9 protein-coding genes and 2 tRNA genes are annotated in these 12,547 nt (G+C 65.5%); 6 read left to right on the top strand and 5 right to left on the bottom strand.

Annotation, left to right across the window (positions count from 1 at the left end):
• Window positions 1-87 precede the first annotated feature (87 nt).
• On the top strand, window positions 88-2,178 hold the full coding sequence (gene recG / locus FM111_RS09380; protein ID WP_087140755.1) for an ATP-dependent DNA helicase RecG: 2,091 nt from the start codon (window positions 88-90) through the stop codon (window positions 2,176-2,178).
• 34 nt (window positions 2,179-2,212) lie between these two features.
• On the opposite strand, the gene FM111_RS09375 is transcribed toward recG, so the two are convergent.
• The 3 genes from FM111_RS09375 to FM111_RS09365 form a co-directional block, all read right to left on the bottom strand.
• Window positions 2,213-2,785 carry a DUF2497 domain-containing protein gene (locus FM111_RS09375; RefSeq protein ID WP_087140692.1) on the bottom strand — a complete coding sequence of 191 codons (573 nt, stop codon included), beginning with the start codon at window positions 2,783-2,785 and terminating at the stop codon, window positions 2,213-2,215.
• A gap of 159 nt (window positions 2,786-2,944) precedes the next feature.
• Complete coding sequence (locus tag FM111_RS09370) at window positions 2,945-4,519, bottom strand: TolC family outer membrane protein (RefSeq protein WP_087140691.1); 1,575 nt, start codon at window positions 4,517-4,519, stop codon at window positions 2,945-2,947.
• Window positions 4,520-4,656: 137 nt separating this feature from the next.
• A complete protein-coding gene (locus FM111_RS09365) occupies window positions 4,657-5,286 on the bottom strand; it encodes a protein-L-isoaspartate O-methyltransferase family protein (RefSeq protein WP_087140690.1) in 630 nt (209 codons plus the stop codon).
• A 131-nt stretch (window positions 5,287-5,417) separates the two neighbouring features.
• Here FM111_RS09365 and FM111_RS09360 point away from each other — a divergent pair.
• Window positions 5,418-5,491, top strand: a tRNA-Cys gene (locus FM111_RS09360).
• Between the two features lie 53 nt (window positions 5,492-5,544).
• Here the strand turns inward: FM111_RS09360 and FM111_RS09355 are convergent.
• Window positions 5,545-6,354, bottom strand: a complete 810-nt coding sequence (locus tag FM111_RS09355; RefSeq protein WP_087140689.1) for a TrmH family RNA methyltransferase — start codon at window positions 6,352-6,354, stop codon at window positions 5,545-5,547.
• A 111-nt stretch (window positions 6,355-6,465) separates the two neighbouring features.
• Here FM111_RS09355 and FM111_RS09350 point away from each other — a divergent pair.
• Window positions 6,466-6,540, top strand: a tRNA-Asn gene (locus FM111_RS09350).
• Window positions 6,541-6,692: 152 nt separating this feature from the next.
• A complete protein-coding gene (locus FM111_RS09345) occupies window positions 6,693-6,905 on the top strand; it encodes a hypothetical protein (protein ID WP_143276082.1) in 213 nt (70 codons plus the stop codon).
• 71 nt (window positions 6,906-6,976) lie between these two features.
• On the opposite strand, the gene FM111_RS09340 is transcribed toward FM111_RS09345, so the two are convergent.
• A complete protein-coding gene (locus FM111_RS09340; protein WP_179205069.1) occupies window positions 6,977-8,776 on the bottom strand; it encodes a metallophosphoesterase in 1,800 nt (599 codons plus the stop codon).
• A 152-nt stretch (window positions 8,777-8,928) separates the two neighbouring features.
• Between FM111_RS09340 and FM111_RS09335 the strand changes: the two genes are divergently transcribed.
• Both FM111_RS09335 and FM111_RS09330 read left to right on the top strand, forming a co-directional pair.
• Window positions 8,929-9,459 carry a phosphonate degradation HD-domain oxygenase gene (locus FM111_RS09335; RefSeq protein WP_087140686.1) on the top strand — a complete coding sequence of 177 codons (531 nt, stop codon included), beginning with the start codon at window positions 8,929-8,931 and terminating at the stop codon, window positions 9,457-9,459.
• A gap of 203 nt (window positions 9,460-9,662) precedes the next feature.
• Complete coding sequence (locus FM111_RS09330; protein WP_087140685.1) at window positions 9,663-12,500, top strand: TonB-dependent receptor; 2,838 nt, start codon at window positions 9,663-9,665, stop codon at window positions 12,498-12,500.
• The last annotated feature ends 47 nt before the right edge of the window (window positions 12,501-12,547 follow it).

The following is a 12,547-nucleotide window of genomic DNA, read 5'->3' as shown; positions in this document are numbered from 1 at the left end:
GCGGTTTCCTTGCCTGTCCGTTCACTTCGGTAAGAGGCCGATCAGATAGCGTTCCAGACGCCGCTTCGCCAGCTATGCTGTCCAATGATGAGGCCCGAGATTCTCTTTCCCCTGTTCGCGGACGTCACCACGCTGAAAGGCGTGGGGCCGCGCAGCGCCCCTCTGGTGCAGAAGGTGGCGGGTCCGCTGGTGCGCGACGTGCTGTTCCTGTCGCCCAGCGGCGTGATCCAACGTCGGCGCACCACGGCGATGGAGGCCGTCGACGGCGAGATCGGCGTCTTCGAGGTGACGATCGACCGTCTGATCCCCCCGCACAAACACGGCGCCCCCATCAAGGTGCGCGCCATCGATGACACGGGCTTCATTCACCTGATCTGGTTCGCCGGTTCGCCGCGCCATATCGAGAGCCTGGCCCCGCGCGGATCGCGACGACTGGTGACCGGCAAGGTCGAGCGCTTCAACAGCGAAGTCCAGATCGCCCATCCGGACTACATCCTGCCCGTCGAAAAGGCGGATGAAATTCCGTTGTCCGAGCCTGTCTATCCGGCGACGCAGGGGCTGACCTCGCGCCAGATCCGCAAGCTGGCGCAGGGCGCGCTGGCCCTCGCGCCCGAACTGCCGGAATGGCAGGAGCCGAACTGGCTGGCGGCGCGGCGCTGGGTCGGTTGGCGCGTGGCTCTGGAGGCCTTGCACGCCCCCGCGAACGAATCGGACCTCACGCCCGACACGCCGGTGCGCCAGCGCCTGGCCTATGACGAACTGTTCGCCCACCAACTGGCCCTGGCGCGCCGTCGCCGCGCGCGCCAGATCACGCCCGCCGCCCGCATCACGCCCGGCGAGGCCTCTGCCCGGCTGCTGGGCGCCCTGCCCTTCACCCTGACCGGCGCGCAGGAACAGGCAGTCGCGGAAATCCGCGCCGATCTGGCGTCCGGCGAACAGATGGGCCGGCTGCTTCAAGGCGATGTCGGCTCGGGCAAGACCGCCGTCGCGGCGCTGGCGCTGGCCGATGCGGCCTCCAGCGGCTTCCAGGCCGCCCTGATGGCGCCGACCGAGATTCTGGCGCGACAGCACTACGACAAGCTGTCGCCCCTGCTGGATCAGGCGGGCGTGTCCAGCCTGCTGTTGACCGGACGCGACACGGCGGCTGAGCGGCGTGGCAAACTGGCTGCCTTGGCCTCGGGCGACGCCCAGGTCGCCATCGGCACGCACGCCCTGTTCCAGGATGCGGTGCAATTCGACCGTCTGGCCCTGGCCGTCATCGATGAGCAGCATCGCTTCGGCGTGCGTGAGCGCCAACGACTACAGGCCAAGGGCGATCCCGCTCTGGGCGGCGTCCATCTGCTGACCATGTCGGCGACGCCGATCCCGCGCACGTTGGAACTGACGCAATACGGCGAACTGGAGGTCAGCCGTCTGATGGAGAAGCCGTCCGGCCGCACGCCCGTGACCACGGCTGTCCTGCCGCTGGCGCGTATCGGCGAGGTGGCGAAGCGGCTGAAGGCGGCGGTCGAGGCCGGCGCGCAAGCCTATTGGATCTGCCCTCTGGTGGCCGAATCCGAAGCCATCGACCTGGCCGCCGCCGAGGATCGGGCGAATGACCTGCGCAAGTACCTGGGAACCGAGGTCGGCCTGGCCCACGGCCAGATGCCGGGCGCCGAGCGCGAAGCCGTGATGGCCGAGTTCGCGCAGGGCCGCCTGCCCGTTCTGGTCGCCACGACCGTGGTCGAGGTCGGCGTCGACGTGCCCAACGCCTCCATCATGGTGATCGAACACGCCGATTGCTTCGGTCTGGCCCAGCTTCACCAGTTGCGCGGGCGCGTGGGACGCGGCGCCAAGGCCAGTTCCTGCATCCTGCTGTACGGCGGCGAGGACGGCGCGCTGGGCGAAACGGCGAAGGAGCGGCTGGAGACCCTGCGCCGCACCGAGGACGGCTTCGTCATCGCCGAAGAGGACTTCCGCCTGCGGGGCGGCGGCGATCCGCTGGGTCTGAAACAAAGCGGCTTCCCGGCCTATCGCTTCGCAGACCCGATCCGCCATCGCTCGCTGCTGCTGGCGGCGGCGGACGATGCACGCCTGCTGTTGGGGCGAGATCCAGAACTGGCCAGCGAGCGCGGTCAGGCCGTGCGCCTGCTGGAAGCCTTGTTCGACTGGAAAAACGAACGCCCCACAGCGGACTGAGGGGCGTCGTAAACTCAGCGAGATTTTGAAGCGATCAGCCTGCGTTGCGGGCGATGCGTTCGACTTCCTTGCGGACCTGCGCCTCGACGATGGTCGGCAGATTGGCGTCCAGCCAGTCCTTCAACATCGGGCGCAGCATCTCACGGACCATGGCCTCGACCGTATTGCCGCTCATGAAGTTCATGTCGGCAGCCGACGCCACAGGCGCAGGTTCAGGCTTCTGGAAGCTGGCGGCCAGTCCGGCAAAGGCCGAGGCGGCGCTGGCGGCGGCCGTTTCACCGACCAGGGTCTCGACCTTTGCCGCATCGACTACAGGCTGCGGCGCTGTCGGCGTGGGCTCGATCGGGAACGGCGCGGCGTCCGCAACGTCCAGATCGCCGATGGCTTCAGCGGCCGGCGCCTCATACGGCTCGGTCAGTTCCAGCACTTCGTCTTCCGCCGGCACGGGCTCAGGTGCAGCAACGACGGGTTCTGGCTCCGGCGCGGGCTCGGGATCCGTTTCCGCTGCGGGAGCGGTTTCGGCCGGAGCGTCGTCTTCAGAGATAATCCGGCGGATCGACGCCAGAATCTCTTCCATCGTCGGTTCCTGGGCGGCTTGTTCGGTCATGTCGGAACCTCAACCTGGGCGCTCGAACGGGGACATTCGCCAACCGATGCGGACTAGGCAGGCGACGATGGGGACCGAGTTGTCAGACTCGCCTCCCCCTTGAATCCTGTCGTCGCATCAACGCCCGTCGGAATCAACGGACGTTTTGTCGTTCAGTCTTCAGCCCTGGGGAGCAGTGCGAACGACTTCGCCCTTCAACTGGCGGTCGACCGGGGCGTCTTCGACGTCGACGGCAGGCGTCGTCGCCGGGGCGGCCACACGGTCGATGGCCTCGATCACGCCATCCCACGGCAGGGCGCCGCGATTACGCACCGCACGATAGTTGTCGGACGGATCATAGGCCTCGATCGTCGGATCCAGGTTGGGACCGCCCAGTCGGCCCATAGCCGCCAGAAGCTGGGCCTGAGCCACATACTCATTGCGACGAGCGCTGGTCAGGGCGACTTCTGCGCTTCGCAGTTCGAGCTCCTGGTTCAGCACGTCCAGGGTGGTGCGCAGGCCGACTTGCGCTTCCTGGCGCACGCCCTCGGCGGCGACCGAAGCGGCGCGCACCGCCTGTTCGCCCGCCTGAACGCTGGAACGCGCCGAAGTGCTCTGGGCATAGGCCGAACTGACCGATTGCAGAACCGTGCGACGTTCACCCTCGACGTTGATCTGGGCGGCGTTGGCGCGCTCCAGAGCCTGGGCTACGCGCGAACGGTTCAAGCCGCCCGTGAACAAGGGCACCGAGACGGTGGCGCCGGCCGTAAAGCTGGTGCGATCCCCGAGGTCAAAGCCCGACAAGTCGTTGGCCGTCCCGCCGTAGGAGGCGTTCAGACGCGCCGAAGGCAGATATTCCGCCCGCGCGGCCGCCACATTGGCCTCGGCCGCGCGCTGTGCGTGAACGGCCGACAGCACGCCGGGATTCTCGGCAAGGCCGACGTCCATGGCGCTGTCGAAATCAGTCGGCAGGCCCGGCAGCGTCGGCAGAGTCTGCAGGTTGGACGGCGCCTGCCCCACCACGGCGGCGTAAGCCGCGCGCGACACCGACAGTTGCGCCTGAGCGCCGGCCAGATCGGATTCGGACTGCGCCAGACGGGCTTCGGACTGGGCGACGTCAGTGCGGGTGATCTCGCCGACCTCGAATCGAGCGTTCGATTCGTCCAACTGGCGACGCAACACCTTCAGGTTCTCCTGGCGGATGCGCAGGACTTCCAGATCGCGGGTGACATCGGCGTAGGCCTGAATGACCGTCACCATGACCTGCTGTTCAACCTGACGCAGGTTCTCGCGACCGGCCAGGACATTGGCCTCGGCCGCAGAAATGCCGTGCGACACGCGTCCGGCCGTCCAGATGTTCTGCGTCAGGCTGACGCTGGCGCTGGCGCCGTCGCTTTCGATCGTGCCGCCGCTGGTGCTGCTGTTGCCCGGCAACGTGCCGGTGGCGTCAGGCACGCCATCGCCATTGGTGTCGATCGAGAAGGTCTGGCCAGGGATCGTCGTCGTCACACGATCAGTGCGCGTCCGGCTGTAATCGACACCCGCCGAAGCGTTGACGGTCGGACGCAGTCCAGCGCGCGCCTGGACGATGCTCTCATCCAGAGCCCGTTGATTCGCCCGCTGCGCCAACAGGGTCGGGTTGGTGCGGTAGGCCAGACCGATGGCTTCCTGCAACGACTCGGCGAAGACCGGCGTCGCCCCCATCGTCAATGCGACCAGTGCGACCGAAGCGAGCGCGCGCGAGCGTTTCAACATGAACCTGTCCCTGCCTGACGCCCCCATCCGGCGCGCCTGTAGTGCCTTGTATCCGCGTAGTTGGAGGCTAGGCCCGCCCGACGCCAGTTAAGTTTTTTTCACGCAGAGCGACGCCCCTTCCGTCGCCGCGAATGACCTTAAAGCGCAAACGCAGGCGCCGGGACCATTTCCGCCAGTAACTCCGGCGCAGCGTCGAACAGCTCGCGTCGCGAGACGCCTTCACGACCGCGCACATAAAGGACCGCCGCGCCGCTGGCGCCGTCGCGCTCCACCACGGCAAGACGGCCGCCCTGACGCAGAGCTGCAATCCACGATTCGGGGCGCGCGATGACCGCGCCTTCGCTGATGATCAGATCGTAGCCTTCGCCCTGCGGCTGGCTCAGCGGCGCCACAACGGTCTCGACCCCAGCGTCAGCCAGGGCGGCGCCGACCACGTCAAATACGGCCGCGTCCGATTCCTGGGCCGTCACCGACAGGCCCATGTGCGCCAGGACGGCGGCGGCGTACGGCCCCGCGATAGCCAGCGCCTTTTCGCCAGCGCGGGCGTCCAGCCCCTGCAGCAGCTTGGCCACGTCGCGCGGCAGCATCAGACGGCGGTCGCCTGTGATTTCCGGCTCGACATCGGCGTAGGCCGAGAAGGCGCGGTCGGCAGCGCAGAATCGCTCGCGCTCCACAGCGCCGATGGCGGCGTGCAGTTGGCGGTCGGTGACGTCGTTCACGCGGACCTGCGAGTCCAGCATCACCTTGCGGGCGGCGGCGAAATCCATAATCCGAAGTCCTTCAGGTCGGCTTAGGCGAAGAAATGTGACGCGCTTATAGGTCCGTGCGTTGCAGCGGACAATCCGATCTGATAGCTGACGGCCCTCGCGATGGCGGGGCCTCTGAAATACGAGGTCACGGCCTGATGGCGGAGTGGTGACGCAGAGGACTGCAAATCCTTGCACCCGGGTTCGATTCCCGGTCAGGCCTCCATCGCGATGAACATCGAGAAAGCCGCCCTCCGGGGCGGCTTTCTTGTTTCTGATCTACCCCGCTCCCGCCGTCGTCAGATGATGCAGGGCGACAGCGCTGGTCGTGGCGACGTTCAGCGAATCGAATCCGCCCGCCATCCGGATGCCGACCGGACGACAGCGCGCGATGATCTCTCGCGGCAGCCCTGGCCCTTCGCTGCCCAACAGGAGCGCCGTGCGCTTCCCCGGCTTCAGCTCCGCCAACGTCTGTTCCGCCGCCGGCGTCAGCGCCAGCACCTCAAAGCCCCTGCCCCGCAACAGCTCGATCATGGCTTCAACGTCCAGGCCCGTCGCCATGGGCGTCCGCAGCACGGCGCCGACCGAGACCCTGATCGCCTTGCGGTAAAAGGGATCGCAGCAGGTCTGATCCAGCAGCACCGCTCCAGCTCCAAAGGCGGCGGCGTTGCGGAACAACCCGCCCATGTTGTCGTGATTGCCGATTCCGCTCGCCACGACCGCCACGGCCCGCTCCGGCAAGCTGTCCAGCAGGGCTTCCGGTTCGAGGGGCTCAGGCTTGCACCCCAGGGCGAGAATGCCGCGATGCAGGTCAAAGCCCGCCACAGCGTTCAAGACGGCCTGCGACGCCACATGAACCGGCACGTCGCCCGGCAGACGCTCCAGCAGTTCTCGCAGGTTCTCCAGGCGCTTCTCAGCGATCAGAACGGACGCCGGCGTGCAGCGCGAGGCCTCGGACGCCAGCACGCGCAACACCACCTCGCCCTCAGCGATGAAAAGCCCCTGCCGACCGGTCAGATCGCGCTCCCTCACATCGCGAAAGGCAGCGATGCGTGGGTCCTCGGGGTCGTTCACATGGATTGGAGTCATGCGGAGCCTTGTAGCGCAGGGCTTTGCGAAAAAATTTGGCGATTTCTGCCTTTTACCCGTTGCATGAATCGAAAAGGCGCTGCTATACGCCGGCCTCCCCCGAGGGGATGTTCCGCGGTAGCTCAGTGGTAGAGCAGCCGACTGTTAATCGGCTGGTCGTAGGTTCGAATCCTACCCGCGGAGCCACTCGGGGGCATTTAGCCCAAAAGATCGATAAGCTGTTTTTAGCTCGTCAGGCCTCCCACCTAGCAGCCACGACGGACGTTCACGAACTCACGTTCGCTTGCATGGCTTTTTGCACCGCATCTCAAGCCGTTATGCGTTTGAGAGTCCTTGCCGTGGTCAAGGCAGCCACCACGACGCGCAGCGCTCGACCGGCGCCAGGCCGCTTCCATATCCGACACGGCGGCTTCGAGCAGCCGATTGATCCGGTTGACCAGCAGGGCCTTAGGGCAGATCTCGCGGATACGCCTCAACAGGTCGTCATCTCCCCCGTGGGCGACGTGCAGATAGCTCAGATCGAGTTCGGCCAGTTCGTCAGCCCAAGGTGAGAGCCTTGATAGCCCTCCCTCGCTAACGCCGCCCCGGATCGACGCCTCACCCGACCAGACTGAAACGCAGACTACTTCGTCAAGCTGAAGCGGTCGCGCGACCGGCCTTCGATATCGATCATCTCGACCTCGATCCGATCGCCTGCCCCGCGCAACATGACATAGTGGTGCGTCCGGGCGGTCTTGGCGCTGAAGGCCGGCTTGTTCGGCGCAAAGTCTTCCAGATTGCCGCCCATGCCGCCGACCTGAACATAGGTGACGCCGTTTTCGAGATCGACCGAGCCCTGCGTCATCGGCCAGGTGCGCTCATAGGCGTGCAAGTGGCCGTAGATGACCAGATCGACTCCATGACGCTCGAAGATCGAGGTGAACTCGCGCTGCATCGTCTCGCTGCCGTAGGTTGAGCGAGCGGCCCAGCTATCGCCGTGATCGTCTTCATCACTGGTGAAGACGTCATGGTGGTGCATGGCGATCTTCCAACGGGCAGTGGAACGGGCCAGGGCCTGATCCAGCCAGGCGGCCTGTCGCGCCCGGAAGCCAGGCTTCCGTTCCTCGCTATCCTCCAGATTGCTGTCGAGGACGAAGAACTCGACATCCCCGTAGCGGTGGCTGAAATAGGCCTCGTCGCCTGGCTGACGATGATAGCGGCGGAACCAGTGCTGCTCGCCCTCGCCGTTGCCGGGGGCGGTGATGATCGGCACGCGCCCGAACAGACCGCCCATGCCCAGGAAGTACTCGTGCGTCCACTGATAGCGGCGCTCGATGTCGCCGCCGTCGGTCAGGTCGCCGGCCAGCAGCAGCAGATTCGGCCGCTCCTCCCAGATCAGCTGGCTCATGCGGTTGTTGATATGGGGGCGCGCCTCTGTGTCGGCCGAAACGGCGATGACGAAGGGCGCGCCGGGCAGCGGCGCCGAGCGGAACGACAACAGACCGGAGTCCAGCGTCCGCCCATCCTCGGTCGAGGCCGTGACGCGGTAGAAATAGGGCGTGTCGGCCTTCAAACCGTCCAGCGTCGCGCCGCCCAGGCGGCCCTCTTCGGCGGCGGGAACCTCGATGCGACGCATCTGAGCCTCCGCCTCGCCCCAGGCGACCGTGAAGCGGGCTGGACGATCCGTCTCCCACGACAGCTGGATGTCCTGCGTCGTCGGGGCGTTCAGATAAGGCGGCTGGGTGAAGTGGAAGCTCTCCGCGTTCAGGCGGCCCTGATCGACCAGGGCGGCGCGGGCGGCGAAGGCGGCCTCAACCTCTGCGGCGCTGAGGGCGCGGTCATGCACGGCTGCGCCGCGCACCAGGTCCGGCAGCGACATATAAGGCTCGGCTTCCAGATAGGCCGTCAGCGCCAATGAGCTCTCCGAGGCGCCGGTCATGCGCGCCGACGTCGATCCAGCGAGGGCGCCGTTGACGTAAAGGCGCCAGGCGTCGCCCTGACGCACCCCCACGACGTGACGCCAGACGTCTTTGTAGTCGGGGGCGTCGACCATGGCCGCGCCCGCCGGGCCGAACGAGGCCCGGCCGTCGCGATAGGACAGCAGCCAGGGCGTCGCGCCGTTCGCGTCGCCCGGCGTCAGGACAGCGGCGACCGGGTGATTCACATGATCCAGAATCCACATCTCGACGGTGAAATCGCGTCTAGAATCAAAAGTCGTTTCCAGGATTCGGCTTTCCGTCGGCGTCATGCCGTTGAACCGCATGGAGGTCGCGGACGGGGTCAGACTCGCTATCGGCGGCGGCGTGTCTGCACGCTGCGACCCGGCGCCACGCGGCAGTTCGTAGCGCGGCGTGAAATCCCAGGCCTGGCTTTGCATCGCCTGAACGCCAGTCGGGATCAGGCAGGCTGAAGCCAGCAGGGCGGCGAGGAGCGTGCGGTTCATGACAATCTGTCCGTGGTCTTGCTGGAGACGATTTTGTGGTCTAGACCAATAAGGGTTCGCCATGACTGTTTGATGACTAGGCGAGCGCAGAAACACCCCACAACAACTGAACAGCCGTTTGCGACCTCTGGTCGACGGCGAGGGCTACGCCTGTGAAGCAGATTACCGACCTCTTCGACCGCCATGGCGAGAGCCGATATGGCGAGCACGTCAATCAGCGCGAGCATATGTTGCAATGCGCCAAGCTGGCGGAAGACGCCGGAGACACCCCGGCTATGATCGCAGCGGCCCTGCTGCATGACGTGGGGCAGTTCCTTGAAGGCGCGGGCGATGCGGCCGAGGATCACGGCTATGACGCCGCTCATGAAAAGCTGGGTGAAGTCTTTCTATCTCAATGGTTTCCTGAAGCGGTGACGGCCCCGATCGCCTTGCATGTCGCCGCCAAACGCTATCTGTGCGCCGTTGAACCAGGCTATCTTGAGGGCCTGAGCGGCGCATCGGCGCTAAGCCTGAACCTTCAAGGCGGCCCGTTCGACGAGGCGGAATGCACGGCCTTTGAGGCGCACCCGTTTTTCAAGGAGGCCCTTCGCTTGCGCCGCTACGACGACCTGGGCAAGCAGCCCGGCGTTATTACGCCTGATGTCTCGCATTATATCGACATCATCCAGGCGGCGATGAAATAGAAACACGCATATATCCGAAGTCGGATAACAATACTCATATATGCAAACATTCAGAGCGTGAATGTTTTGTGTAGATCAAAGCAACTGGTTTACACCAGTTTGGCTTGAGGCTACCCCGCCCTCGTCCGCCGATGCGGACGGGGGACGGCCCGAGCAGCGCCCTCCCCCAGCCAAGATTTCTGGACTCTGGGTGGGGATCACCAATGTCATTATATTCCGCCGCCGTTGCACCACGCACGGCGAACCGCATCGCGGGCGTCAGCGCCCTGGCCCTGGCCTGGGCCGTTTCGGGCGCAGCCGTCGCCGCCTCTTCTGAAGAAGATCAAGCCCAGCCGACCGTCGTCGGTGAAGTCGTGGTGACCGGTCAGCGTCTGGGCACCGCCAACGCCATCTCGGCCCAGCGCCGCGCCGACGGCGTGGTCAACGTCCTGTCGGCCGATGACATGGGCAAGCTGCCCGACGCCAACGTCGCCGACGCCCTGGCCCGCCTGCCGGGGGTCAACGTAATCGTCAACCAGACGACAGGCGAGGGCGAATACGTCACCGTCCGGGGCTTCGCCGGCACCTTCAACGCCTATTCGATCAACGGCGTGCGCGTGGCCCTGACCGACACCGACAGCCGCAAGATGTCGATGACCGTCCTGCCGCCCAACGGCCTGCAGGCGATCTCGGTGTCCAAGACGCTGACGCCCGACATGGACGGCGACGCCATCGGCGGCTCGATCGACTTCCGCACGCCCAACGCCTTCGACTTCAACGCCCCGGTCGCGCGCCTGTTCGCCAGCTACGGTTTCAACGACCGCGCCAAGGATCAGGGCGAGGCCTCGGATAACTATCTGCTGCAGGCCGACTTCGGCCGTCGACTGAAGGACGAACGCTTCGGCGTCTTCGCCTCGGTCAACTACGGCCGCTCGAACGGCGTCACCGAAGAGACCGAGAACGACGGCGAATGGGAGCCCTACATCTGGCGCAAGAACGCCGAAGAGGCGATCGACGAACGCTCCATGTATCTGCCGGGCATTGACCTGGACTACCGCCGCAACGAGCAGGAGCGTTATGGCGGTAACGTCTCCTTCGACTATCGCGGCGGCGATCATGACCTCTATCTGCGCGGCCAGTACAACCGCTTCGAGCGCGCCTCGACCAATGACTGGACCGACTATCGCAGCCGCCCGACCACGCGCCTGGTGCAGGTGAACGACGAAGACCGCAGCCTGTCGGCGCCGGAAAAGATGATCATCGGCCAGGACGCGACCCTGGGCGCCATCTACGGCTACACGACCGGTCAGATCGTCGACGCCGACGGCGACGGCCGCATCACCGATGCGGACCGGACGCGTAAATCCTACTGGTCCCTGCACGGCCGCTCGGGCGTGTGGGATCCTCAGGCCTTCCAGTTCTCGCGCAACATGGACATTTCCGACGAGAACCAGACCCTGGCCACCGTCAACCTGGGCGGCGTCAGTCGCCTGAACGCGCTCGAGCTGAGCTATGACCTGAGCTACAGCTTCGGCGAACGCGAAAACCCCGACAACTACTCCATCGGCTATAACTGCGACGCCTGCGCCTGGCCGCTGAACGGGACCGGCCTTCTGTGGTCGTCCTACGACGGCCGATTCCCCATGCCGCAACTGCCGGCCTTCGCCGCCCATGTTGAACGCGACCCGTCGCTGCTGCCGCTGGACGGTCTGGGCCACAGCCGTTCGCGCCAGAAGGACGACCGCCTCGCCTTCAAGATCGACGCTCGCTACCAGGTCGATCGCGGCCCGCTGGAACAGGTCCGCTTCGGCGCCAAATACCTGAAATCCGAGCGTGAATACGACAGCACCCCGATCTGGGACGGCGACTTCGCCGGCACGGCGCTGGACGGTCTGTCCATGGCGGCGTCTGGCCTGATCGAACGCGAGGTGGATCGCATCCTGGGCGGCCGCTACTACTATGGCGCCGTCTTCAACCGCGACCGCGTGATCGCCGCCATCCACGCGGCCGAGGCCGCCAATCCGGCGACCATGTCCTATGAGCGCCTGAGCCAGGACGATAAGCAGGGCCAGGAAAGCATCTACGCCGCCTATGCCCTGGCGCAGTTGCGCTGGGGCGACCTGCAGGTCATCGCGGGCGGCCGGTACGAACAGACTGACATCAAGAACACCTTCTGGTCGGACGACGGCGACGCCAGCGGGTTTGACACCAGCGACGCAGACTACGGCGTCTTCCTGCCCAGCGTGACGGCGACCTATCGTCCGAACGAGCAGTGGGTCTATCGCGCCGCCCTGTGGACCAGCTTCTCGCGGCCCGAGTACGGCTACATCTCGGGTGGGCAATCGGTAACGCGCGATCCGGTGACCAACGAGATCCTGGCCATCAGCCGCGGCAATCCGGACCTGAAACCGGCGGAAGCGCTGAACCTGGACCTGTCGGCCGAGTTCTATCCCGACCGCAGCAGCGTCTTGTCGGCGGGCGTCTTCTACAAGAAGATTGACAACTTCATCTTCACCAACGGCAGCCAGGTCGACGCCACCACGACCGAGGGCTTCATCGAAATCACCCAGCCCAAGAACGGCGACACCGCCGAGATCGCCGGGGTCGAGTTCAACTTCATCAAGAGCTTCGACGGCCTGGCCGCGCCGCTGGACGGCTTCGGTTTCGAGGGCAATCTGACCTTGCAGACCAGCGAGGGCGAGACGGGCCTAGACTACCGCAAGGGCCGTCCGATCTCCTTCGTCGGCGCGCCGGACCTGATGTACAACGCCTCTCTGACCTATCAGAAATATGGTTTCGAGGCGCGCCTGTCCTACAACTATCAGGGCGAGTATATTGAGGATCTGCGCGACAACGCCGTCGACAAATGGGTGCAGCCGACCAAGACGCTGGACTTCCACTCGCGCTATCACGTCAACGAACAACTGGCGGTCGATTTCGACGTGCAGAACATTCTGGACGGCCACCGCTACTATACGACCAAGGGCGAAAGCCCCAGCTACATGAAGGACTACATGGAGCCGGGCCGGACCTTCCTGTTCCGCATGAGCTACAGCTACTGAGGTTATCGGCAGTCCGATGTTCTGGCGGCGGCGATCCGAAAGGGTCG

Source organism: Brevundimonas diminuta 3F5N, from assembly GCF_900163625.1.
Lineage (GTDB): Bacteria > Pseudomonadota > Alphaproteobacteria > Caulobacterales > Caulobacteraceae > Brevundimonas > Brevundimonas diminuta_A.
Note: the sequence above shows the minus strand (reverse complement) of the source record. Positions and strands in the feature narration are given on the sequence as shown.